Source organism: Paenibacillus sp. Leaf72 (assembly GCF_001422685.1).
Taxonomy (GTDB): Bacteria; Bacillota; Bacilli; order Paenibacillales; family Paenibacillaceae; genus Pristimantibacillus.
In genome coordinates, this window is record NZ_LMLV01000034.1 from 429,234 (window position 1) to 452,869 (window position 23,636).

Below are 23,636 nucleotides of genomic sequence, written 5' to 3' on the forward strand. Positions count from 1 at the left end.
TATATTTTTCTATGTTTCCTTCCTCAAAGCCTCCACGATACTCGTTTGATTTAATCGATACATTGGCCAAACTGTGGCAATCAGCGTTGTTGCTATGGCACCTGCACAAGCAAGGACAATGCTACCCCATGGAATTGTCCAGTCTATATCCAATACACCTCTTAAGAGCCGATGCAAACCATAACTCAGAACCGTTCCGAGGGTGCTGCCGTAAATTGCAGCGTACATGCCGTAAAATAATCCTTCCAGCAAGATCATTTTGCCTACATTTCTATGTGTCATGCCAATGGCCTTGAGAACCGCGAATTCTTTGGTTCGCAGAATGAGATTTGTGCTGACGGTATTCAATATGTTCAGGAATGCAATAAGGACAATTACACCGATAAAACCATACAAAAAGATGCTTGCTGTGGTGGCATCGTTTTTGGCCTTTGCACGCGCCATCACATTATCCATATAGCTGTAACCTGCGTCTTTTTCGGTTAGGGACTTGAGGTAATCCGTGATCGGTTTGTTGGAAGTATCGGTTTTCGCAAGAATAAAGATCCTTGAATAAGCATCGTTACCTGTAACTTTCTCTATGACTTCAGGTGTCGTAATGAATTCAAGCATAGCACTCTCATTATAATCTTTCGATAACACCCCTTGATCAACGATTCCAGTCACCGTCAGTGTCTTGTATTTTTGATCCCCCCCCTCTAAAGTACGTACTTGGATATGATCCCCAACCTTAAACTGGGTTTGGTCGATGATAATCTGTTTGCCTTCCTCCGTCGTTATGATTCGTAACTTCTGATTGAGAATGACGCCATTCTCCTGGTTCATCTTATCCTTGTCGATCGTGCCAGCCGTTAGTTTGGATTTCAGAGCATCGAGTCCGTTATCTCCGAAGGATTGGAGGTAATTGTTGTCAGTTCGATACCCCTCTCCTTCTTCAACAGAATACATTCCCTTCCTGAGTTCATAGTATTTGGGATTCACTTTATCCTTCGGAAGGATTGCCATCACTTGATGGGTGTATAACTTATAGGCATGTTCAACTGCGTCAGTTTTGACAATATCTGAATATACGGAATCATCGATCCGCTTGGAATTCCCTTCATATTGAACTGAGTAGGAATATTCGATCCCCGATTGAGACGTCTGTCCTAAGAATTCTGTCAAGCCGCTAAAGACAATAAATAAAAGCATACTGATAACCATGGAAAAGGCTGTGATGCGGAAACGTTTTTTATTCCGTCGTATGTTTCGACTAGCAAATTGGCCTTCCATACCAAACAGCTTTTTCACCAGCATCGATTTACGGATGGATGTTACATTGTCCACCTTTGTGCTGCCCAAGCCATTTATCGCTTCAAGTGGGGATACATTGGCTGCCAGTCTAGCCGGTCCGATCGCAGAAAGATACACAGTCAGCAGTCCAAGTGCACCAGCAATCATCAGGATCGGTAGGGAAATGACCATTTGCATATCATTCAGAAAACCTAGTGCCAAAAAGCTAATGTTGTAAAACAGTAGCTTCATAAAGACAGTTCCCGTGAATAGTCCTATGGGAATGCCAATCAGACTGAGAATTGTCGCCTCTTTGAGAACTAATTTGCGTATTTGTGATGGGGTAGCTCCTATGCAACGCAGCATACCGAATTGGGAAGTGCGCTCCAAGACAGAAATATGAAACGTGTTATAAATTACCGCACTCGTACAACCCATAATAATAAGTATGATCGCAGCGAATGCGTATAGTAAGCTATGGTTTACACCTTCGTAGATGCTTTTGCCATATAACTTGAGCAGTTCATTATTGTACTCAATCCGAACATTTTTAATGTCGATAGCCCTATCTAGTTTTATGGCAGAACCTTGATCCACTTTCTCAATATTCAGTGATGAAAGGATAGCTTTTGTCTTTGCTTCGATTTGATCCATCGATTTCATTTTGACGTAAATGAAATATTTTTTATCTGGTTCGATCGCTTGGTTATCTTCGTAAGTGATCGCCGATAATATGAAGTTGGCCGACCAGGAACCCTTAATGCCTGGGTTACTAAACCCTACGACGGTAAATTCCCTCTCTGTTTGGGGTCGAAAACCTTCATCCTGATCCCAGCCGAGATCTCCCAAACCATTGATTGGTTTGATCTCCCCTGTTGATGCGACAATCCGTTCTCCCAGAGTTAGCTTAATCGAATCACCCAGTTTCGGTTTCGTCGGAAAGCTATCCAGACTCAACGTCGGTAGGATAACTTCATGCGAATTCTTGGGCAGTCTGCCCGCATCCAACTGGATCTGGAGTTTGCTCATCGCATCGGTGTTATAACCTTTGAGATTCAAATACCGATAAGGCGCAGCAAATGGATTTTCTCGCTTCTCTTTCTCACTCGTTTTACTAAGGACCGAATATCCTTCCCTACTAACAATTCCGGCACTCTCCACCGATGCATGATTGACAACTTTAGAGATGGCTTCTCCGGGTATTCCGTTAAAAGAAACATGGTAATTCCCATACTCTTGAACGGTTAGCCGAACTACCTTGTCCCTAAAGCTAAGGCCAATGGTTCCGATGGCTGTAAGTAGTGTCACAGACAAAATAATACCAACGACGGTGAGCAGTGACCTTCTTTTTTGCCCGAGCAAATACTTCTGGGTAAGACTGGTATACTTATTCACGATCGCTCACCCCGGGTTGCTGCATGAGTGTGCCATCTTTTATATTTACAACGCGGTCCGCTCTTTGGGCTACATTCAAATCATGCGTAATCATAATCAAGGTTTGATTGTATTTTTTGACAGAGAAGGTAAGCAGATCAACGATTTCCTTACTGTTTTTGCTGTCCAGATTGCCTGTGGGTTCATCGGCCAGTATAATCGATGGTTTGTTAATCAATGCGCGCCCAATTGCAGTTCGCTGCTGTTGCCCGCCTGATAATTGGGACGGAAGGTGCTGCCTTCGATCGCTGAGTCCCAACACGCTCAATAATTCTTCGAGGTAGCCCTCGTCCACTTTTTTGTTCTCCAGCAGCATCGGCAGCTTAATGTTTTCTTCCGTGGATAGGACCGGTATCAGATTGTAAGATTGAAAAATAAAACCGATTTTACGTCTTCTGAATATGGCGAGTTCTTTCTCGCTTTGTGAATACAAATCCATACGATCAATAAAGACTTGACCACTTGTCGGTTGATCGACGCCCCCGAGCAGATGCAGCAAGGAACTTTTTCCAGACCCGCTGGCGCCCACGATTGCAACGAATTCTCCTTGGTTGACGGACAGATTAACGTTTTTCAGCGCCTCCACTCTGGCCTCAGCACTTCCATATGATTTACATAAATTATCGGTCTTCAAAATTTCCACCTTGTTGTACCTCCGTTGTGTGATTAACATTGCTTGATTGTTATTATAGGTGTGGAAGCTTACGATGAAGTGAAGAAGAAGCTTACATTTTCGTAAGCTTCTTCTTCACTTCATTATCTTTTGAAAAACGAAATTCTGAATGTAGCACCCTCTCTAGGCACGCTCTCCACCGTAATAATCCCGTTTTGTTCCTCGATGATCGATTTTGTCAAAGCCAGACCGATGCCTAAACTATGGGGCTTGTTATGGTTCTTTCCTCTATAAAATCGCTTGAAAATATGAGGCAGATCATCGGGATGGATGCCTTCGCCTGTGTCTCGGATAACGATCGTATTAAATAGTGCGTTTTCTTCCAGTTTAATACGGACCTCCCCTTCTTGTGGGGTGTGCTCCAGTGCATTTTTAATCAAATTCATAAAGGCTTCCTTCAGCCATTCTTCATCCGCTTGCAAAAACGCATTCTCCCCGCCGCGAATTGTGATGGTCTGTCGCTTCTGCTCTGCTACTGTTCGGAGCGAATAGACAGCACTCTCCATTAACTCCCGTAGCCTGATTCTTTCTTTGCAAAACCCGATGGCCCCAGCTTCGACCCTCGCCAGCTTCAGCAGGCTCACGATAAGCCATTCCATTCGGTCAAGCTGCTGCCGGCTTCGCTCCAGAAACGTCATTCTCATTTCTTTTTCCATCCCGGGATCGCTGAGCAAATTTTCATTGAACACTATGAGGGAAGCAAGAGGCGTTTTGAGCTGGTGTGAAATATCGGATAACAGGTTTCGCAGAAAGGCTTTTTCCTGTCGGAGTTGCTCCAGGCTGTTGGTTAGCCTTCCGGCCATCGCATTGAAGCTTCGGCCTAACGAGCCGAACTCTCCCTCCTCATTCTCGGGAAGTAGGTTGTCAAACTGATTTTCCACAACCTGCTCTGCTGCGTAGGAAATCGTTCTGATTTTGTCAAACAATTTGCGGTATTCCCATAGCAGCAATAACATGAGCGGGATTAGGAGTAGCAATACCTGAGCCGCTGTTTTCAAGGGTAATGATCTTCCCGAAAGTACTGGCTGATTTTCTATGGGGATATCTCCCTGATAACCGTATTGCGCGAGGATGCGTTTGCCCTCAGCGAGTTCATCTGCTTTAGCTCCTTGGGTGATAAAGTGAATCACCTCATTTTCCAACCCTGGCTCTTTCATCAACAGATGTCCGATCAGGGCGGTATTTTGATTCACAATGGTTGTATTGATACTCTCGACTTGGTGGTGCATGTAAAAGAACATTAATAACGACAAAAGAACCTGCAGTGCAAGCACTTTAACGGCGATGGATTTCCACTCTGGATTACGCAGTACTTCGATCATGTTCATTTCCCTGTGACTTCCACGTTCCATTTATATCCAATCCCACGAATGGTTACGATATATTGTGGTGCAGCGGGAATGTCTTCCACTTTTTCTCTTAACCTCCGGATATGGACTGAGAGCGTATTATCATCAATGAACTCGCCCGAAAGATCCCATAGATGGTTCAGAATTGAACTCCTGCTGCATATCTGCTTAGGGTGGGAGATTAACATCAGTAATAGTCGATATTCAAGCGCCGTCAGTGTAATTTCAGTATTATTTTTGAGTACAGTTCCTTCTAAAATACGCAGTTGAATGTTGTCGGATTTCCATATGCTCACTTCTTGTTTGCTCTGGTTTTTCCGTCGCAATACCGCTTTGATTCGTGAAATAAGCTCTTTGGTTCGGACAGGCTTGGTTACATAGTCGTCCGCTCCTAGGTCAAGTCCGACAACCACATTCGCTTCCTCATCCAAAGCTGTCAAAAAAATAATGGGCACCTGGGAGGCTGCCCGGATCTCACTGCACAATTGATATCCTGACCCATCAGGCAGGTTGACATCCAACAAAATTAAATCGATGGGGTCTGCCTGAAGCTTATTCCTTGCTTCTTCCAAGCTGCCTGCCAGAACGACAGTATATCCTTCACTGGATAGCGTATATTGTATACCAAATACCAAGTTTTCATCATCTTCTACGAGTAATAACCGATTCATCTTGCACCTCAGATCATGCTATATTTAATATAAAAAATACTGCTTCATTTTTATTAAATTGTTACAGCGTTATTATACATCATTTTAGTTTCACTTTGGCTCGAGGGATTTTAAATTACTTTTCGTATTACTGTCAATAGAGTAACCACATGAGACCGAGGGGATCAAGTTGCATTTCAGTACGTACGCATTTGTACCTCTATCCGTAGCGATGTAGGTGATGTCGGTCACCCAAGCTTGATTGGGTGCCTTGGGCCTGAATTGGCGGTTGAGTACATTCTCAGCAACGGGCAGGTTATGTTTGGAGTTCGTTGTCGCTTTATATTTTTTAACGGTTCGAGATTTCAGCCCCTGCTCCTTCATCATTCGAGCGACGGTCTTCTCCGAAACTTTCCTGCCTTGTCTATGAAGCATCTATGTAACCTTCGGGCATCAGCGTCGGTCTTTTGCAAAGTAGTGCATGGCCTTTTTCGTATTATTAGGTCAGCCAGAGATTTATGGTTGGCTTATTTTATTAGGCACTTTAAGATGGCAGTAGTCGGGAAGAACGTTGGCCTTTTAGGGAGCATAGATCCCGTTCTTAAAACTGTTCTCCCCACCACCCTCAATCACAAAATTGTAGATTGAGACCTTGACCGCCTGATTCTGTTGATATCAAAACTTGGCAATCTCCATTTCGAAATCGTTCGATAGACATTTGCTTTTCGCTAGAAGAGAGGCCCCCTTGAAAAGTAGTAAAAGTCACGTCATAATCGGTAAACACAGACTTTAGCATTTCAATGGTTGCAAGATATTCAGAATATACGATGACTTGATTGCGATTAGCTTTAATGATTTTCAGTAATTCTGCTGTCTTAGTCGGTACTCCAATACTTTCACCAAAACCAATAAGATCTTCACATATTTTTTGGTCATCTAGTCCTGATAATCGAGGCAGCATTCGATTCTTGAGAGTCCTCAAGGTTGATTGTGGGCTGCTGCAATTTTGCTTCAGAAGCATCATTAGAATAAGAACAATTAAATTGATCTCCGTCTTATCCCATCCAATAGGAATTTGGCCATCTACATACTTACGATAAATATTTCTACAGAAATCTATAACTTGATTATGGAATTTCCTCTCGGTATCAGACAACTCTATCTCAATGCTATAAACTTGCCGTCTTGGCAGCTCCACTAATGTATTAGCCCTTCGATTTCTGACCATTACGTTATTAAGAAGTTCTTTAAGGTTTTGAATATTTTTGGGTGTATAACGGTTAACCATATACTTTTCTCTGAATAGTTTTCGACTACGTAAGTATCCTGGTTTTAATATGTTCACGAGATTATAAAGTTCTCTAATATCATTTTGGATAGGTGTAGCAGACATAAGTAATGTGTTTATCTTACTTATACTGTAGATAAACTTGTATGTAGCTGTGGTGTGATTTTTAAGGCAGTGCGCTTCGTCTACTACAAGGAGATCAAATGTACGTTCACTGATTCTTTGTTTTCTCTCAACAGAACGCACGAGTCCAGGAATGGATGAAATAATAAAATCAGACGTCTCCCATTAAACGATCAAATCCTTTTTGAAGTCGAATGGTCTGGGATTGTAATTCCAATTTAACGTTTATACTGGAAGATCTACCTGATAATAATAAAACCCATATTAGCTCCTAACTCAGCTATGAAGACGGCAAAAGAGCCTGCGTTAACAGGCTCTTCCATGTCATATAATGCGATTAATCATTCCATAATGATAGGCGATCTTTCACTAGAGCCCCGTAGCTGTCTTCCAACTTCTCTACGCCCGCATCGATCAAATCTTTCTGATACGTATCCCATATAACGTCGAACTGGCCCTCTTTGACGTCATGTCAATGAGCTTAATCGGCTGAATTCCTAACCATTGATAGTTGCCTAGCACTCATATTTGTTTTCATTAATAGAATGTGGTGTAACACATCAACATGAGGAGGCATGCCACAAATGCAGAAAAAGGGACCTGTAAGGAAGAAAACAAAAAATTGTAAAAAGGTACAGCGGCACGTACACGAATTTGAAGGTAGTACTAAATTGGCTGAAGAAGGCGATGATCGACATAACCATCGCTTTGCTGGAGTTACAGGCCAAGCGATTCGAGTAGGAAAAAGCCATATCCATGAAATCGATCTAACGAAAACGGATTTCTTTAACCATTTTCATAAACTGAAAAAGATTAAAACAGGGCCTGCAATTCCAGTAGGAAATGGTAAACACGTACATTTTGTAACAGGTCAAACGACATTAAATGATGGTCATGTTCACCAATTTAAATTCGCAACATTGATTCAAGAACCACTAATTTAGTGAAATATCGCTTAACGGAAAACAAACCTGCCGGATGAAAATATCGGCAGGTCTGTTCTGTTTATATTTTCAATTTTGAACTTTAAATTATTACTCACATAGGACATTGTGGCCAACTGCCGTCATGTTTTTATTCAGCTGTATTCATTTGAGGTTCCCACCAGACTCCCCCTTCAAGTTCCTCTAATGTTTTAGCCATTAGAAATAACCTGACCGTTAGAATTCCTGTAATACGAATAATTTGGAGTTTGAACAAAAATGAGCGCCTCTGGCACGTTGGCTCTCTACTCAGAGCATTGAGGCCGTTCTCGTCAATCCTCACTTTTCTTCATTTTAACTATCTGAACCGTTGATTAACAAAAGCCAGTAGAATCAGGCTTTTTTAGCTACTGGCTTTTGTAACGACAAAACACTATAAAATTAGCGTCATTATTAAATAAAGTCTACACACATGATCAAAACAATCTAAACCTTATAAGCCCGCATCGCCTTGCGCAGCTCCTTAAACGTCGGGCGCTTGCCATACATTAGGACGCCGGTGCGATAAATTTTCGCTCCCAGCCAGCCGAAGATGTAGATCGATACGAACAAAATGCCTAAGGACAGCAGCACCTGCCACACTGGCGGGTTCGTCAGCCCAATTCGCAGCATCATGACGAATGGCGAGAAAAACGGCACATAGGAAGCGACTTTCACGAGCATCGTGTCCGGATTCGAAATGCTGAATGTGCTAATGTAGAAGCCTGCCAGCGATAAAATCGTAATCGGCATGACTGCCTGTGCCAGATCCTCCGTCCGGCTCACAATGGAACCGATTGCCGCATACAGCATCGCATACAGGAAATAGCCTGCCAAGTAGTAGATGACCGCATACACAATCAGCGACGGATCAATTTGGTCAAAATGAATATTCAAATTCGTGAACGCATCTTTATTTTGCGGCATCGATAAATTGATGATCATAACGGCTCCATACAGCACCAGCTGGAACAAGCCGACGAGGAACATCCCGAACACCTTTCCGAACATTTGTGTCAACGGCGATACGCTGGTAATGAGAATTTCCATAACCCGCGAGCCTTTTTCCGATGTAATTTCTGTCGCAATCAGCTGCCCCGTCACCATAATAACAAAGAACAGCATAATGACAATAATCGATACGAGTCCCATATTGACCGCTTGCTGCTCTGGGGACAGCCCCTCTGCATTGGAACCTGCTCCCGCTTCAGCAGCAATTTGCATGGTATCAATCGTTACCGGCGCGAACAGCTGTCCCTTTTGTTCCTCGCTCAGTCCGGCTTCCTTGAAAATCATTTCGGTGCGTATGTTTTGCAGCGCCCCTTGCAGGGAACGGGTTGTAGATTCATCCAGCAGCTTCTCGGATTTATAAGTTACAGCTGGAAGCCCGTTTGCCTGAACGTCGCCAAAGGTCAAATATCCTTTAATTTTCTGATCGATAATGCCCTGCTTAAGTGCTTGCTCATTACCCGCATTGGCACCCGTATCCGCAAAATCAACCAGCTCAACATTTGGCTGCTCCTGCTGCGAATAATAGACTTTGAGCTGCTCCGCAAGTTTAGTCCCCTCTGCCCCACTGCCCGCTTCCGCCTGAATATAACCAATAGAAGTGGTTTTTACTTCGTCATTGTTAAACTGGGAGATGAGATAAGGCAGATTAGCACCAATCGTAATAATAATTGCAAAAATCAACGTCATAACCAAAAAGGATTTTGTCCGAAACTTATTGCGAACGGTGAAGCTGACGACTGTCCAAAAATTACTCATGCTTTTCACCCACCAATTTTATAAAGATTTCGTTTAGGGTTGGCTCCATAATTTCAAACCGCTTAATTTCCGTTTGCTCCATCGCATGGCGTAAAATAAGCCCGCCCGCCGCTTCGTTCTCAATACGGAGCTCGTAACCCGATTCATTGCGCTGCACATTCGTTACGCCTTCCAGCGTCTCAAGCCCCTTCACGGTGCGCTCGGTGCCTAGCATGACGCGCTCGCGAGGATATTGGCCCTTAAGCTCCTTAAGGTTGCCCTGCAGTACCGCGTTCGAGCGGTGCATGATCGTAATATTGCGGCACAGCTCCTCCACATGCTCCATCCTGTGTGTCGAGAACAGCATGGTTGTACCTTCTTCACGCAGCTCCTTCACCGCTGCCTTAAGCAGCTCCACGTTCACCGGGTCAAGCCCGCTAAAGGCTTCATCCAAAATGACGATTTTCGGCTTATGGATGACCGAGGCAATGAACTGGATTTTTTGCTGGTTGCCCTTCGACAGCTCCTCCAGCTTCTTGTTGTAATATTCCGGCACGCCGAATTTTTCCAACCAATACTTCAAGCTTTGATCAGCATCCCGCTTCGACATCCCCCGCAGCTTCGCCAAATAAAGCAGCTGGTCGCTTACGCGAACACGCGGATACATCCCCCGTTCCTCCGGCAAATAACCGAGCATTTGCAGCTGATTATGGCTATAAGGCTTGCCGTTATATAAAATTTGTCCCCCATCGGGAAAAATAAGTCCCAGCACCATTCGCATCGTCGTCGTTTTGCCCGCGCCGTTCGCACCTAGCAGGCCGTAAATTTCGCCTTCTCCTACTTCCAGGCTAATGCCATTTACTGCTGTTTTATCGCCATACTGCTTATAGATTTGTTCAATTTTTAGTGGCTTCATTGTCGTCTCCTCCTTGATATCAAGCTCTAATATGCTGTCTGTCCTGCTGGATTAATACCGCCAAAATATCATCAAGGTCGAGCGCCTGCCGCCCCATGATCTCGATGCTCGCCTGCTCAAGCCAGCGCTCGGTTTCCAGTGCCTGCCGCGTAATGATTCGCAAATTGCCGCAGCCTGCATCTTCCACCACGCATTGGCCGGGAATACTCCTCACATCCCTGCCTTCAAGCTCTCTGCCATTCACATAAAACATATGCCAGCTGCTGAGCAGCTCATCCTTCTCGTACATGCCCAGTATGCGGCCTTGCGACATAAAGACGATGTAATCCGCGAGACGCTTTACTTCATCCACAATGTGAGAGGCCATAAGAATCGTTCGCTCTCCAGCATTCATATAATTGTGCAAAAAGCTCATCATGCTGCGCCAAGCCAGCGGATCGAAGCCAGAGGAAGGCTCATCAAGCAGCAGCAGCTCGGGATGATGGGCGAGTACAAGTGCAAACTCATACTTGCGCCGCGTCCCTTTGGACATTTTGCCAAGCCTGATGCTGTCATCGACCTCGAACATTCGCAAAATTTCACGATACAAATTCACGTCCCAATTCGGGTACCATTTTTGCACAAAATCGGTCTTATCCGAAGCCCTCAGCTTATTCTCATGACTGCCAAACAGCTCGGGCACATAACCGATTTTATTTTTCCAGTCGATATCCTTCTGGTCTGCAATGGAATGGCCAAGTACGCTCAGCTCGCCTTTATCAGGCTTGATCAAGTCCAGCAGCATCCGAAAGGTCGAGCTTTTGCCTGAACCATTCGGGCCGACAATTGCAGTAACGTATCCCTTCGGCACTTCCAATGAAAGCGGCCCTAGCTGAAACCGATCACGCCGCAGCTCAACTTTTTTTATATGAATAGCCGTCTCGTTGCTCATCTCTTGTCCTCCCTCTAGACTTGATCTTTAAAATGCTTCTCCAGCTGCTCGCGAAAAATCTGTTCCAGCTCCTCGCGTGAGCACTTCACCCGCTGTCCCGCTGTTATCGCCGCCTCGAATGCTTCGACGACAGCCACTAAACGGTATCGGTCACGATCATCCTGCTCAACCGCCGCAACGTAGGTGCCCGTTCCTTGCCTCGTTCGCAGCAGCCCTTCCGACTCCAGGTCCTGATAAACCCGGCGTACCGTGATGACGCTGCATTTGAGCGATTGTGCAAGCTCCCGGATTGAGGGGAGCAGCGTTCCTTCTGCCAATTGCCCACTGACAATCAGCGCTCTCAGCTGGACTTCTATTTGATAATAAAGCGGCTCGGCGCTCTGCTCATTAATTTGAATCGGCAGCCACACGGCTTCACCTTCTTTGCTTATTTACTCAATTGCCTATTTAAAGCTGCGCGTCTCCAGCCGATGTTTTAGACCTCTATAACTAATGGTGATTCCAATCATACTGACTAGCATCCCAACTAGCAAATACCACCACTCCCCATTTCCAATTCCTATCAGCGAATAGTTGACGATCGAAATGCCATTAAAGCTGAGCAGAGCGCTGATGATCAAAAACACAATGCAGTACAGCACACACACGAGCATGTACGTCTTTCCCGTGAAGCCATATTCCCAAATGGCATACGTAGCAGCAAAGCCAAGCGAATAGAAAAACCAGAATAGTCCATATAAAAGATAAGCACCCGGAGAAATCGCCTCACTTAAGCCATCCACTAAAAAATATTGAATCAGGAAGAAAATGATTTGCATCGGGAAAAGCATAACCGCCAGCTGCAGTATTCTCCCCCATATAATCTGCGGTACTGTAATCGGCATCGTACGCCATTCTGCCAGCTTGCCACTATAGGTATCATTGAACCAGAACATATTAGAGCGGCTTAGCCCAAAACCGAGGCAAGGCAGCGTCGTAAGAAAAACAAAATCGATCGCCCAATATTCACCTGCCGAAACATCCAATTCGTTAATTTGGTACAACATCCCCAACACAATTGCCATATATATAGCTAGTAAAAACGAAGCTAGAAAACCCCATCGTGTTTTCCGCAATTCATAAACTAAAATATGCCATGCCCCTTGCCACATACTCACAAGTTTTCCTCCAGTCACTCTATATACTGTATATATCTTTATACACAGTATAATCACACCTAAATCAGTTGTCAATCCATCCCAGCATTTTTTTGAAAAAGGGCTCTGCCTAGCCATGTTTGTTAAGCGGCAAATCAAAAAAAGCCTTGGACATGAGCTTATTAGGCTCTGGCCAAGGCTTTATAGCTTTTAAAATGTAGGATGTGCTGCTGTTTTAGAAGCGTGCTGCTGCTGCTTTCGCTTCTTCGATTGCATGCGCAACAATAGCTTCCGCTTCATTAGGCATTTGGTTGTGGCCTTCTGCAATGACGATTTCGAAATTCGTTACGCCGAAAAATTGCATAATATTGCGGACATAATTGAGGGACATTTCAGCTGCCGCTGCTGGACCTTCGGAGTATACGCCGCCTCTTGCATTCAGCAGAGCTACCTTTTTATCAGGAATAAGGCCAACCGGACCTTGCTCGGTATATTTGAACGTTTTGCCTGCTTCGTAAATGTAGTCAATATACGTATGCAGCACAGCTGGAATCGTCAGGTTCCACAGTGGAAAACCGAAAACGACCTTGTCCGCAGCAAGAAATTGATCAATATATTTGCTGGAAACATTAACCGCCGCTTGCTCCTCAGGTGTCAGCTCATAACCGCGCGCCGCTTTAAATTTACCGTTAATCATATTGGCATTCAAATACGGAAGCTCTTCTTGGAACAAATCCAGTTCCGTAACGCTATCATTTGGATGTGTCTCTTTGTAAGTATCTAGGAACGCTTGATAGAGCTTCACGCTCACTGCTTGGTCCAAACCACGATCATTTGCTTTCACAAAAAGTACAGTGCTCATAATAATTATTCCCTCCGTAAAAAAGCGCTCAATGCGGGCAGCTTCTCAATTGTGTATTTGTAATAAGCTTTATTTTACAAGCCTTTTTCTTACAAATCATCGGCCAATAGCATGAAAGTCGCCCGTTTTGAGTCTCAGAGGGCTTAGGTCTAGTCTTACGACTCTGGGCCCAAATAATGAATACCGCGCAGCGCGGCTTGTGTTCGATCGGTTACATCCAGCTTGCTAAGAATGCTGCTGACATGGGTTTTGACTGTTTTTTCGGCAACGACTAATTCCCGGGCAATTTCTTTATTGCTTTTCCCTTTCATCAGCTGCCTAAGCACCTCTATTTCACGAGGCGTTAGCGATGTAAAGGCTAATTGATCTGACTTAGCGCGTGTTGAATCGGGTTCCGACTGTAATTGGAGCGGAGGATGCAATAAACGATCCTCTGTTCTTTCAAACCGTCCAGCTGGCGTCCCACCCCCGATTAGCACGCTGGAAATATCGGGATGCAGCTGAATATTGCCTTTATAAGCGCTGCGTATCGCCTCCGCCAGCTGATCCGGTGCGACATCCTTCAGCATATACCCAATCGCCCCCGTCTGAAGAGCAGGAACAATATGGCCGCGGTCTGCGAAGCTGGTCAGCACCAGCACTTTAATCGCTGGATGCTGCTCGGCAATGATTCGGCTTGCCTCAATCCCATCCATGACAGGCATTTGCAGGTCCATCAAGATCATATCCGGCTGGAGCTCGGCCGCTTTCTCCACTGCTTCCTTCCCGTTGGCTGCCTCTCCGACAATTTCAAAATCCGGCTGCAAATTTAGAAAGAAAGCGATGCCCTTCAAAACAATTTGATGATCGTCAACGAGTAAAAGCTTAATTTTCACCGTTCATCCTCCCTCCTCTGCTGCCAGCGGTATGCTCGCCCGAATGACGGTTCGCTGCCCCATTTCGCTATGAATGATAAACTCACCGCCGAGCGCCTCTGCTCTTTCGCGCATAGACAGCATCCCCATCGTCTGTCCCTGCAGTTGTTTAGGAGAAAAGCCTCGGCCATGATCCTCAATTTCCAGCGTTACTTCCCGCTCTGATTTCACAAGCCGAATATAGGCAGCTTCTGCACCTGAGTGCTTTCGAATGTTGTTAAGCCCTTCTTGGCCAATCCGCCATAAGCCTTCTTCAAGCGCACGGGGCAGCTCCTTCAGCCCTTCCGCCTCTGCATGTACGACAAGGTCCATCCTTTCGCCATACTGCTTAAGCGCAGGCAGCAGCCCATTCTCAAGACCAGCGGGATGCAGCTGCCAAATAAGCGTCCGCATCTCCCCCAGCGTTTCCTGCGACAAGCTGGCCATTTCCTGAAGCGAGCGTTCCACGATCGGCTCTTTCCCGCCGAGAATCTTTTCTGCCCCTTTAGCGATAAAAGACAGCGAAAATATTTTTTGCATCACCGAATCATGCAAATCCCGTGCCATTCGGATTCGTTCCTCCATACGGGCAAGCTCCCGGCGCTGTTCATTTACTCTCAAATTATCAATGCTGAGCGTCAAATGCTCACCGAGGGCATACATAAATTCTTCATGATAATGATCGAATTGCCCACTATCGTTACTGCTAATGAACAAAACACCATAGGGACAGCTGCCTCTTCGCAGCGGAATCGCTGCAGCCGATGTGAATGCCTTTAGACCTTTCGCTGTTAGCGGGACGACTGCTTCCTCCTTGCTATCTGCAACAACGACAAGACGATTTTGGTGAAAAGCGTCAGCCACAACTCCCCCGTTTCCACAATCGAGCTGCTGCCAGCCTTCCCTCGTCTGCTGCCCGTCGTAATAAGCTCGAAGCGAAAGCTTGTCCTGCTCATAGACGAATAATGCAATTTGCGGCCAGTCGAAAGCAGCGCTTATATGTTCAACCGCTTTCAAGGGCAGCTGGCTAATGTCCTGCACCGCATGGATGCGCGTAATGACCTCGCCAAGCTTCGCATAGAGCAGCGCATTTCGCTCCTGTGCCTGATATAGGCGGATACGCTTAATCGCTGTGCCTATCTGGTACGCAACTGCCTGCAGCAGGGCAAGCTCCTCATTTGAAAAAAATTCTTTGCCCGCCTGCGCAGCATTCAGCAATCCAAAGCTCTCCGCGCCTGCCTTCAGTGGCACCGTCGCATGATGCGTCAAGCCGCCTTTATCGCCAGCATTGTATTCCGCAGCATATACAATTCGGGAGCATTCAATAATGTTGACCGCACGATTCAGCTTGTTTTGGCGATAGCTTTCGGTGCACCAGCAGCCTTCTCCGCACATTGCTGCATTATCGTTGGCTGCAAGGGTTGAGGGGAGATTTTGCGCGGCCGCACATATGCTGTCTGAATGCTCATCAAGCAAGAAGATCCAGCCCGTCGTAAAGCTGGTAACCTCAAGAAGCTTCACCAGTACCGCATTCAGCATAACCTTCATATCATTCATCGAATTGAGCATCTCCGCAATTTCCTTGAGCGCCGCCAGCTCATCTGAACGAATCTCTCTGGACAAGGCAAATCCCCCTTTAATACAGCAAAGCCGCGAATCAGCTTCGCGGCTTCCTTGTAATATGAACTTTATAGACCAAATATAGCATCAATCATCGGCTTCGTATGGCCGCCTGGATATAATAAATACAGCAGAACATAAACGATAACACCCGTAATCGCTGTGAAAAACCAGATAATCGACGTTACGCGGCCCCATTTGCGATGCTTGGCATATTTGCTCTTGAAGCCCAGCACGAGCGTCGTAATGCCGAATACCGCTGCTACCGTTGCAAGCGTAATGTGGAAAATCAGAAAGACAACATAATAGAGATGCATGCTGTCGGGTCCGCCCCATGTCGTATTGCCGACAACTATTGTTCGCGAGGAGTAAATAATAAAGAAGATGATGGCTGCAATTGCAGCTGCGATCATCACTTTCTTATGCGCCTCAACTTTACGCTTAATAATCAGTCCCCAACCAATCGCAACCAGAATCGCACTAATAACGATAAATGATGTGCTTATTGTAGGGAGAATAAAATACCAATCCAATGTCGATCCCACCTATATCGGTAAAATAGTAAATCCGCCTGTATATTATGCCGTACCTGTGTTGCTATTGGGCAAATCGTCTTCTTTATGCTCACGCTTGTACCATTGTGAGAATATATACGCCAGTATAATCCCGTACATCAACTCTTGCAATAGCTTCATGACGATGCCGCCTAGCTGCTGGTCCTCTACCACTTCCATTAAATTGAAAAATTGAGGACCGTCGAACATCGTAAGCAGCCGCGTCGGATCGCCCGACACACAATACCCCATCGCCTGAACCCAGACGTTTGGATCATTATATACCGCATATAAAGGAGAGCTTGCAAATATAATTAAGGCGCACGCGGGAGTCAGCAAAATGCCATTCGCGAAAACATACGCCATCTTCTTCAAATCCGTCAGGCGATTCCATTCCGGCACAGGACATGCAATCTGCCACCACATCATGATCGCAGCAATTAGCATAACAAAATAATAGATACGGTGAATCGTATAGTGGGTCATGACAAAGTCATGTATGACTGGTACATGGTAAAAAGAAAATAATAGATTAAACAGCAGCAGCGATAAAATAGGATTCATTAGAAAGTTGAGTGAACGCCATTTTTTCGAAGCAAACAGCTTGCGCCACATAAATGCGGGTATCGATAATATAAGCATCGGCGGCACAATGAGATAAGAAATCGACATATTGAACATATGGAAGGTAAACATTAAATGTCCCAGGAAATTAAGCGGCCCGCCATTGCACAAATAATAGAGAATAGCCGAAACAACAAACATAAACCGCTGCTTGCCTGTTGCGGACACCTCTTGCGGTGAGTGCTTCTCCCGCCATGGTCCGTTCAAATAAAAATACAAAATTAGGACAGCAATTGTACCGAACATATACCATGGGGTCCACAACTCTTCAAAACTGAAATATTCCAGGCCAAGCATGGCTGCAACCTCCCTTTATCTTCTGCAAAAGAGGAGGGAACCCACCCGGGACCCCTCCTCTGTGCAATTGTAAATCTCTATTACCACCAAACCCAATATTTCGCCATAACGATACAAGTAAATGCAATAAATACACCCATAAGAATGCCGACCGTAGCAAAAACGTGGCCGCGGTCTTTCATATGCATCCAGAATGCCATTTGCACGAACACTTGGAGCATAGCGCAACCCATAATAATGATGTAGATAAAGCTTTTATTGATTTCGCCAGCCGCTACCGCAGCAAATGCTACGAGTGTCAGCAATATGGAGAAAATGAACGCAATAATGTGCTTCTTTGGTCCTTCTGAGTTGTGGCGAACTGGACGCTGCTCTTCAGCTGTCGAGTGATTGCTTGCCATTTGGCTAGACCACCTTTCCCATCAAATAAACGACGGTGAAGATAAATACCCAAACTACGTCGATAAAGTGCCAGTACATACCTGCAACATACACTTTAGGAGCTGTAACAACCGTAAGACCTTTTTTCATCAACTGTCCGATAATGCTGGAAATCCAGAAAATACCAAACGCAACGTGGGCACCGTGGAATCCGACTAACGTATAGAAGGAAGAACTGAACGCACTTGTCGTAAAGCCATGCCCTTCATGCACATAGTGGTAAAACTCATAAATTTCAAGTCCTAGGAATCCAAGTCCGAGCACAACGGTTACGATTAACCAGTTGATCAAAGCTTTTACATTATGATTATGCAGCGCTTGGATAGCAAATACGCTAGTCAAGCTTGATGTAAGCAAAATAGCAGTTGCTGCTGCAACGAGCGAAAGCTTGAACAGCTCGCTTGGCTGCGGTCCATCCAGCACTTGATGGCGAAGGGCAAGGAACGCCGAGAACAGCGTTCCGAACAAAACTGTTTCACCGCCAAGAAATAGCCAGAAGCCTAATACTTTATTGCGGCCCTCAAGAGTGGCTTTCTCGGGCTCATGAGGGAGATGCCCCTCTGCATGTGAATGTGTACTCATGCTTTAACCCCCTTGTCTTCCAACTCTTCCGGCTCAATGTGGAAACCATGATCATCATATACCGAGCGAAGGAACATGCTTCCGAACGTTATTAACAGGCCAAGACCGGCAACATAGAAACCGATATGTTCTGTAATAAACGTCCAATCCCTCGAATACATCAGGCCAAAGCCTGTAATGAACAAGCCAAGCGACATTGTGAACGGCAGAATAGAAGGAGATGGCATATGGATCGAGCCAATTGGCTCAGCAGGCGTCATGCCTTTGTGTCCATCCATTTTTTCTTTCCAATAAGCATCGTAGCCGCGAACAAGCGGAGTTTGCTTAAAGTTATATTCTGGAGGCGGCGATGGAATGGTCCATTCCAGCGTACGGCCATCCTCCCAAGGATCATCCGCTGCATTTTGTGGTTTTGCATTAGTGATAACTACGTTCAGGAAGAACATAATCGTACCAATACCCATCATGATTGCACCAATTGTACTAATCAAGTTCATTTCATTAAATCCAAGGCCGTCGAGGTACGTCCAAATACGACGAGGCATACCAAGCAAACCGAGGAAATGCTGAATAAAGAATGTCAGATGGAAACCGATGTAGAACATCCAGAACGTCCATTTGCCAAGCGTTTCATTCAACACGCGACCGAACATTTTAGGCCACCAGTAGTGAAGACCGGAGAAAATACCTAAAATCAGACCGCCGACGATAACGTAGTGGAAATGCGCAACTACGAAATACGTATCGTGATACTGGAAATCCGCTGGCGCAGCTGCAAGCATAACGCCTGTAACGCCGCCCATTACGAAGGTCGGAATAAATCCAACGGCATACAAATTAGCGCTCGTAAACTTGATCGATCCGCCCCACATTGTAAAGATCCAGTTGAAGATTTTAATACCTGTTGGCACTGCAATCAGCATCGTTGCTATTGAGAACAATGCGTTAGCTACAGGCCCCAGACCCGTCGTAAACATGTGATGCGCCCATACCATGAAGCCCAAAAAGCCGATCAGAATTGTCGCGAACACCATCGAGCTGTAACCGAACAGGCGTTTACGCGAGAATGTACTGATTACCTCGGAAATAACACCGAAGGCAGGCAGGATGAGAATATACACTTCAGGGTGTCCGAAAATCCAGAAAATATGCTCCCATAGTACAGCGTTACCGCCATTGTTAGGGTCGAAGAAGTTGGCATCGAATACCCTGTCGAACATCAGTGCCGCCAAACCTACAGCAAGTGCAGGGAAAGCGAACAAGATAAGCGCCGACGTAATGAACGAAGCCCATGTAAACATCGGCATCCGCATGAAGGTCATGCCAGGTGCACGCATATTAATAATCGTTACCAGGAAGTTAATCCCCCCGATAAGCGTACCAATACCCGCTATCTGGAGACCTAAGACATAATAATCCATCCCATGGCCAGTACTGAACGCCGGCCCCGAAAGTGGTGCGTAAGCCGTCCAGCCGGCGGCTGGCGCACCTGTGCTTGTAAACCAGCTGACATTCAATAATACGGCTCCGAAGAAAAACGTCCAGAAGCCAAGTGCATTTACAAAAGGAAACGCAACGTCGCGTGCGCCGATTTGCAGCGGCACGACCGCGTTCATTAAAGCAAATAGCATCGGCATCGCAGCCAAGAAGATCATTGTTGTACCGTGCATAGTAATCAGCTCATTGTATGTATCCGCACTAACGAAATCATTTAGCGGCTTCCAAAGCTGAATCCGAATAAGAAGTGCTTCCAAACCACCGACCAGAAAGAAAAAACCGCCGGCGATCAAATATAAAATACCGATTTTTTTGTGGTCAACCGTTGTTAACCAGTCCATCAGACCAGAGTAACGCTTAACCGCGTGTCCTTGAGCCAAGTTGGTACCTCCTTTTCATCACCGATGATCTATTTTTCGTAGTCCAATGTTAATTCCGATAAGTATTTCGCAATACCATCAAGCTCTTGCTGCGTCAGATCGATCTTGCCCATCAGATTGCCAGGTTTAATGTCATCTGGATTTTCGATCCAACGATGAAGATTGTCATAAGTGGAACCTTCATTGGAGTACTGAGGATCATCTGTATTAATCAGGATACCACCAACGGAATCACGGCTTCCGATACCTGTAAGATTCGGGTACAATGGTCCGCCTTTGTCGCCAACAGCGTGGCAAACGAGACATTTGCTTTCGAAAGCAGCGGCAATTGCCGGATCGCTTGGCATTGCTACTGGCGCTTGAAGCGCTGCTACCCATCGGTCGAACGATGCATCATCAACCGATTTCACCTTAAAGTCCATCAAGCCGTGGGAAGGTCCGCAAAGCTCGGCACATTTGCCCAAGTAAACGCCTTCTTTTGGTGCCGAGAAGAACATTTTATTTGTTGAACCACCAGGATTAGTATCGATTTTACCTGCAAGGGAAGGAACCCAGAACGAGTGAAGCACGTCTGCTGTCTTCGCTTCAATTGTAATGGTCTTGCCTTTTGGAATAACCAGTTCCTGCGCCGTCTTGACGCCCAGATCCGGATACTCGAATTCCCACCAATATTGATGTGAAGTTACTATTACTTTAACCGCATCTGGATCGTTTGAATGATCCTTTGACAGGTTAAATACGGTCTGAACGGTAGGAACACCCAAAATAATCAAGAGAATAATAGGAATTACGGTCCAAATAATCTCTAGCTTGTGGCTACCTTCGACCTGCTTGGGAATCGACTTATCTCCCTTACGTCTGCGAAAACGGACAATGACAAACAAACAAAGTGCAAATACAATCACTACTACACCGATCATGATTGAAAATGCGAGCTTCATCAATCCGAATTGCTCTTGCGCTACGGGCCCCTGGGGATTCAGCGCGGATAGATCTGCTCGTCCGCATGCTGACAGCACCAATACCATCAAGGCCAGAAGCGGCGCAAGCCGTTTAAAAAACTGCCACCGATTCATCAATAATCAACCCCACTTTTGACGTTTTTGCAGCTGTAAACACCCCGAAATTGTGGCAAACTGCTTGTTTTTAAGCTAATAAAAAATGACAACTTCTGCGACCTTAATACCTTATTAAATATAAAGTTGAAGCCCTTATTTGTCAATGTTCCACAGAGAGTTCACAAATTGTTCGCAAAGCTGTCAAATTCGTTATTTTAAAGCGCTTTTTTCGAGAATCGTGGGCTTTCCGTTCACAAAGTCAAATCTGTATAGCTTTTCCTGCGTATATTTAATCGTTCCCTACAAACCCTATTCTTATTACAGCAGGAATGGAGGACATCTAAATGCCAAAAAAACGAATGTTTTATGCGTTATTATGCAGCGCCCTCCTCGTATGCTCATCGGCTGCCTGCAACTACGAGCAGCGGGTACAGGACAGCGACTACGATTATGGCAGCAGGCAAGCCGGCGATCCGAAAATGCTGGGCAGCAAAATGTATGGAACGACGACGAACAATCCGCATCAGCATGACAATGCTTTTTTCGAATACAGCAATACGTTGTCTAAGAAGGTGACCAACTTAAATGGCGTAGCTGCGGCGAACGTCATGCTGACGGACAAAAACGCTTATGTCGGCATCGTGCTTGATTGGACCGCTGTCGGTACAAGAGGTGCTGGCGGCAATCGGGAGCAGTTGAACGGCGGGCAGCCGGAGGACGCCTACAACACGAGCCGTGTCAGCCCGCTTGAGGACAATCGGCTGCTCGTCAAGCCTTATCAGTCGTATTTCTCGGTCAACGACCACAATGAGTTGTCCCCGGAGCTTAAGCAAACGATCGCCACGCGTATTCGCGAGCTTGCCCCGATGGTGCAGGAGGTGCACATATCCGCCAATATGGATTTCGTGAATAAGCTGAATGATTATGCAGTGGAGTCGTGGGGAGGACGATCACTGACCCCGCATGTGGATGCTTTCAACACTTTGGTGAAATATCAATTCGTCGGGGGCCAGGAAATGCCTAAGCCAATTACTTCCAAAAAAACACCATAAAGATGAGCCTCGCATTTGTATATCAAAAAAACTCTTCTATTATATATGCTGATGCAACGCAACAATGATGAATGGGGACCTTTAAGCAGGGTCCCCTTTTCTCTGTTTCAGCATAATGAACAGACATAGCAGCATGGCAGCAAACGACCAAACAGCCATTGCCCCATAAAGCTTCGCCCCGCCATACTGATCAATGAACCACCCTCCGGCGGTTGCCGATATGATGCTCGATACTCCAAAAAGCAGCACCGCTAGCACCGTCTGGCCCGTTGCCTTCCATTCCTCAGGAACAAGCTTATACAAATATTGAGTCGACGCCGCGTAAAAAAGCACAAAGGAGACCCCTTGCAGCAGTTGCAGCCACATAAGAGCAGCAGGATCAGCGACGACAGCAGACAGCGCAAAGCGCAAGGCATAGCAACTAGCGGCAACCGCGATAACAGCAAGCTCTTTTCCCGGTTTAATGAAATAATGGCTAATGGCGAAAAAAACAACTTCTATAATCGTCATAACGGTCCAGGCTTGCCCGACTAACTGGACATCGCCGCCCAAGCTTTTAATATATAGGCCGATATAATTATCATTCATCCGGTGCGGCACTGCTAGAAACAGGACAAGTCCGAGAAACCATAGCGTCTGCTTGCTTCTGAAAAACAAGCCGATTTCCCTAAGCGCAATCGGCTTGGCAGTTGCCGGCACTTCAGCAAGCAGGCTGCACAGCAGCAAGGTGATGACCCCGTACACGAGAAATAATACCGCCAAGCTGCCGATGCCATAGTGCTTGCCTGCATAGCCGATGATGGAAGAGGCCATCGCAAAACCAAGCGCGCCAAACATTCGGATCGAGCCGAAATTGACCTTATATTGAAGGGACACACGATAATTGAAGCTTTCAACCAAAGGGTCCGTCGGCATGAAGAAGAAATACATCAAGCTAATGCCTACAAACAACGGCACCAGCTCCGTGGAACGATAGAGCAGTCCGCCTATAACGACAGATACCGTAATTAGCAGCAGCAAAACCTTTTTGATTACCTTGTATTTGTCGCTAATCATTCCCCAGAGCGGCTGGGATACGACCCCAATGAGGCTGCCCAGCCCCAGCATCAACCCAATATTCGTGGCGCTAATATCGCGCTCAGCCAAATAAATAGGCAGAAAGGAGAGAAATAATGCAAACAGCGAGAAATAGAAGTAATTGTATGCGCGCAAAAATAAAACCTGTCTCATAGCCCGCCCCTTATCGTTATGTATATACACCTCCGTACATTTTAAAATACATCGCCTGCATTGAAC

Annotated in this window: 22 protein-coding genes and 1 pseudogene; 2 read left to right on the plus strand and 21 right to left on the minus strand. The window is 45.7% G+C overall.

Annotated features, from left to right (window positions below):
- Positions 1-9 precede the first annotated feature (9 nt).
- The 6 genes and pseudogenes from ASF12_RS31135 to ASF12_RS31160 form a co-directional block, all read right to left on the minus strand.
- Positions 10-2,667: an ABC transporter permease gene (locus ASF12_RS31135; protein WP_056042893.1), complete on the minus strand. Its 2,658-nt coding sequence runs from the start codon at positions 2,665-2,667 to the stop codon at positions 10-12.
- Positions 2,660-3,349: an ABC transporter ATP-binding protein gene (locus ASF12_RS31140; protein ID WP_056042894.1), complete on the minus strand. Its 690-nt coding sequence runs from the start codon at positions 3,347-3,349 to the stop codon at positions 2,660-2,662. Before ASF12_RS31140 ends, ASF12_RS31135 begins: the two co-directional genes overlap by 8 nt.
- Before the next feature lie 113 nt (positions 3,350-3,462).
- Entirely contained in the window at positions 3,463-4,707 is a 1,245-nt protein-coding gene (locus ASF12_RS31145; protein ID WP_056042896.1) for a HAMP domain-containing sensor histidine kinase, read from the minus strand.
- Positions 4,704-5,399, minus strand: a complete 696-nt coding sequence (locus tag ASF12_RS31150) for a response regulator transcription factor (RefSeq protein WP_056042898.1) — start codon at positions 5,397-5,399, stop codon at positions 4,704-4,706. Before ASF12_RS31150 ends, ASF12_RS31145 begins: the two co-directional genes overlap by 4 nt.
- 194 nt (positions 5,400-5,593) lie before the next feature.
- A pseudogene (locus ASF12_RS36040) lies at positions 5,594-5,783 on the minus strand (IS3 family transposase); the annotation flags it as partial.
- A gap of 220 nt (positions 5,784-6,003) precedes the next feature.
- A complete protein-coding gene (locus tag ASF12_RS31160) occupies positions 6,004-6,912 on the minus strand; it encodes a DEAD/DEAH box helicase (protein ID WP_081419149.1) in 909 nt (302 codons plus the stop codon).
- Between the two features lie 461 nt (positions 6,913-7,373).
- On the opposite strand from ASF12_RS31160, the gene ASF12_RS31165 reads away from it, so the two are divergent.
- The gene (locus ASF12_RS31165) at positions 7,374-7,733 is read left to right on the plus strand and encodes a YmaF family protein (protein WP_056042903.1); all 360 of its coding nucleotides are present in this window, start codon (positions 7,374-7,376) and stop codon (positions 7,731-7,733) included.
- A gap of 465 nt (positions 7,734-8,198) precedes the next feature.
- Here ASF12_RS31165 and ASF12_RS31170 read toward each other — a convergent pair whose 3' ends face one another.
- The 14 genes from ASF12_RS31170 to coxB form a co-directional block, all read right to left on the minus strand.
- Positions 8,199-9,518, minus strand: coding sequence for an ABC transporter permease (locus ASF12_RS31170; protein WP_056042905.1), 1,320 nt, complete (start codon positions 9,516-9,518; stop codon positions 8,199-8,201).
- Positions 9,511-10,413 carry an ABC transporter ATP-binding protein gene (locus ASF12_RS31175; RefSeq protein WP_056042907.1) on the minus strand — a complete coding sequence of 301 codons (903 nt, stop codon included), beginning with the start codon at positions 10,411-10,413 and terminating at the stop codon, positions 9,511-9,513. Before ASF12_RS31175 ends, ASF12_RS31170 begins: the two co-directional genes overlap by 8 nt.
- A 19-nt stretch (positions 10,414-10,432) precedes the next feature.
- Positions 10,433-11,344 (minus strand): ABC transporter ATP-binding protein, encoded by a 912-nt coding sequence (locus ASF12_RS31180; RefSeq protein WP_056042909.1) that lies wholly within the window; start codon positions 11,342-11,344, stop codon positions 10,433-10,435.
- A gap of 14 nt (positions 11,345-11,358) precedes the next feature.
- Positions 11,359-11,754 carry a GntR family transcriptional regulator gene (locus ASF12_RS31185; RefSeq protein WP_056042911.1) on the minus strand — a complete coding sequence of 132 codons (396 nt, stop codon included), beginning with the start codon at positions 11,752-11,754 and terminating at the stop codon, positions 11,359-11,361.
- Positions 11,755-11,787: 33 nt separating this feature from the next.
- On the minus strand, positions 11,788-12,501 hold the full coding sequence (locus tag ASF12_RS31190; RefSeq protein ID WP_155973613.1) for a hypothetical protein: 714 nt from the start codon (positions 12,499-12,501) through the stop codon (positions 11,788-11,790).
- A 214-nt stretch (positions 12,502-12,715) separates the two neighbouring features.
- Entirely contained in the window at positions 12,716-13,342 is a 627-nt protein-coding gene (locus ASF12_RS31195; protein ID WP_056042914.1) for an FMN-dependent NADH-azoreductase, read from the minus strand.
- A gap of 155 nt (positions 13,343-13,497) precedes the next feature.
- A complete protein-coding gene (locus tag ASF12_RS31200) occupies positions 13,498-14,217 on the minus strand; it encodes a response regulator (protein ID WP_056042916.1) in 720 nt (239 codons plus the stop codon).
- A gap of 3 nt (positions 14,218-14,220) precedes the next feature.
- Positions 14,221-15,858 carry a GAF domain-containing sensor histidine kinase gene (locus ASF12_RS31205; protein WP_063892696.1) on the minus strand — a complete coding sequence of 546 codons (1,638 nt, stop codon included), beginning with the start codon at positions 15,856-15,858 and terminating at the stop codon, positions 14,221-14,223.
- Positions 15,859-15,923: 65 nt separating this feature from the next.
- Entirely contained in the window at positions 15,924-16,388 is a 465-nt protein-coding gene (locus ASF12_RS31210) for a DUF420 domain-containing protein (RefSeq protein ID WP_056042917.1), read from the minus strand.
- 45 nt (positions 16,389-16,433) lie between these two features.
- Positions 16,434-17,330: a cytochrome c oxidase assembly factor CtaG gene (ctaG, locus tag ASF12_RS31215; protein WP_056042919.1), complete on the minus strand. Its 897-nt coding sequence runs from the start codon at positions 17,328-17,330 to the stop codon at positions 16,434-16,436.
- Positions 17,331-17,410: 80 nt separating this feature from the next.
- Positions 17,411-17,731 carry a cytochrome C oxidase subunit IV family protein gene (locus ASF12_RS31220; protein ID WP_056042920.1) on the minus strand — a complete coding sequence of 107 codons (321 nt, stop codon included), beginning with the start codon at positions 17,729-17,731 and terminating at the stop codon, positions 17,411-17,413.
- Positions 17,732-17,735: 4 nt separating this feature from the next.
- Entirely contained in the window at positions 17,736-18,353 is a 618-nt protein-coding gene (locus ASF12_RS31225) for a cytochrome (ubi)quinol oxidase subunit III (RefSeq protein ID WP_046234813.1), read from the minus strand.
- Positions 18,350-20,191 (minus strand): cytochrome c oxidase subunit I, encoded by a 1,842-nt coding sequence (gene ctaD / locus ASF12_RS31230; protein WP_099521416.1) that lies wholly within the window; start codon positions 20,189-20,191, stop codon positions 18,350-18,352. Before ctaD ends, ASF12_RS31225 begins: the two co-directional genes overlap by 4 nt.
- Before the next feature lie 68 nt (positions 20,192-20,259).
- The gene (gene coxB / locus ASF12_RS31235; protein ID WP_056042924.1) at positions 20,260-21,309 is read right to left on the minus strand and encodes a cytochrome c oxidase subunit II; all 1,050 of its coding nucleotides are present in this window, start codon (positions 21,307-21,309) and stop codon (positions 20,260-20,262) included.
- 323 nt (positions 21,310-21,632) lie between these two features.
- On the opposite strand from coxB, the gene ASF12_RS31240 reads away from it, so the two are divergent.
- Entirely contained in the window at positions 21,633-22,340 is a 708-nt protein-coding gene (locus tag ASF12_RS31240; protein WP_056042925.1) for a YhcN/YlaJ family sporulation lipoprotein, read from the plus strand.
- A gap of 81 nt (positions 22,341-22,421) precedes the next feature.
- Here ASF12_RS31240 and ASF12_RS31245 read toward each other — a convergent pair whose 3' ends face one another.
- Positions 22,422-23,570 (minus strand): MFS transporter, encoded by a 1,149-nt coding sequence (locus ASF12_RS31245; RefSeq protein ID WP_056042927.1) that lies wholly within the window; start codon positions 23,568-23,570, stop codon positions 22,422-22,424.
- Positions 23,571-23,636 lie beyond the last annotated feature (66 nt).

Excerpts from the sequence above, each read along its gene's own strand:
- ASF12_RS31165 (WP_056042903.1), top strand. The coding sequence starts at position 7,374 with ATGCAGAAAAAGGGACCTGTAAGGAAGAAAACAAAAAATTGTAAAAAG.
- ASF12_RS31175 (WP_056042907.1), bottom strand. The coding sequence starts at position 10,413 with ATGAAGCCACTAAAAATTGAACAAATCTATAAGCAGTATGGCGATAAA.
- ASF12_RS31245 (WP_056042927.1), bottom strand. The coding sequence starts at position 23,570 with ATGAGACAGGTTTTATTTTTGCGCGCATACAATTACTTCTATTTCTCG.
- ASF12_RS31170 (WP_056042905.1), bottom strand. The coding sequence starts at position 9,518 with ATGAGTAATTTTTGGACAGTCGTCAGCTTCACCGTTCGCAATAAGTTT.
- ctaG (WP_056042919.1), bottom strand. The coding sequence starts at position 17,330 with ATGCTTGGCCTGGAATATTTCAGTTTTGAAGAGTTGTGGACCCCATGG.
- ASF12_RS31180 (WP_056042909.1), bottom strand. The coding sequence starts at position 11,344 with ATGAGCAACGAGACGGCTATTCATATAAAAAAAGTTGAGCTGCGGCGT.
- ASF12_RS31220 (WP_056042920.1), bottom strand. The coding sequence starts at position 17,731 with ATGGCAAGCAATCACTCGACAGCTGAAGAGCAGCGTCCAGTTCGCCAC.
- ASF12_RS31145 (WP_056042896.1), bottom strand. The coding sequence starts at position 4,707 with ATGAACATGATCGAAGTACTGCGTAATCCAGAGTGGAAATCCATCGCC.
- ASF12_RS31150 (WP_056042898.1), bottom strand. The coding sequence starts at position 5,399 with ATGAATCGGTTATTACTCGTAGAAGATGATGAAAACTTGGTATTTGGT.
- ASF12_RS31195 (WP_056042914.1), bottom strand. The coding sequence starts at position 13,342 with ATGAGCACTGTACTTTTTGTGAAAGCAAATGATCGTGGTTTGGACCAA.
- ASF12_RS31225 (WP_046234813.1), bottom strand. The coding sequence starts at position 18,353 with ATGAGTACACATTCACATGCAGAGGGGCATCTCCCTCATGAGCCCGAG.
- ASF12_RS31240 (WP_056042925.1), top strand. The coding sequence starts at position 21,633 with ATGCCAAAAAAACGAATGTTTTATGCGTTATTATGCAGCGCCCTCCTC.
- ctaD (WP_099521416.1), bottom strand. The coding sequence starts at position 20,191 with ATGGACTGGTTAACAACGGTTGACCACAAAAAAATCGGTATTTTATAT.